General features: G+C 69.1%; 1 protein-coding gene. It reads right to left on the bottom strand.

Going from position 1 to position 291, the window contains the following annotated elements; all coding sequences use genetic code 11:
• Positions 1–196 (bottom strand): hypothetical protein (locus G6R25_RS25780; protein ID WP_205447483.1); only part of this gene is annotated, 196 nt, incomplete at its 3' end.
• Between the last annotated feature and the right edge of the window lie 95 nt (positions 197–291).

Genomic DNA, 291 nt, shown 5'->3' with positions numbered 1-291 from the left:
GGGCCGCCACCGGGCTTAGGCGAACAGCAGGGGTGTTCAGGTGCACAGCGGGGGTGCCCACCTCCGCCGTCGAGGTGTCCACCTGGGTGTCCACCTGAACGGCCGGGTTGGTGTTTACCTGGACGGCAGGTTCCGGCGACAGCCCGCTGACCTGCGCAATCACAGGGGTGTTCAGGTGGACAGCAGGGGTGTTCACCCCTGTCGGCGAGGTGTTCACCTGGGTGTTCACCTGCCGCCAGGCGGGGAGTTCCCACCGGGGTGCGCCCTGGCTCGTTACGCAGGCCAGGGCGG

Source organism: Candidatus Frankia alpina, from assembly GCF_902806485.1.
GTDB lineage: Bacteria > Actinomycetota > Actinomycetes > Frankiales > Frankiaceae > Frankia > Frankia alpina.
Note: the sequence above shows the minus strand (reverse complement) of the source record. Positions and strands in the feature narration are given on the sequence as shown.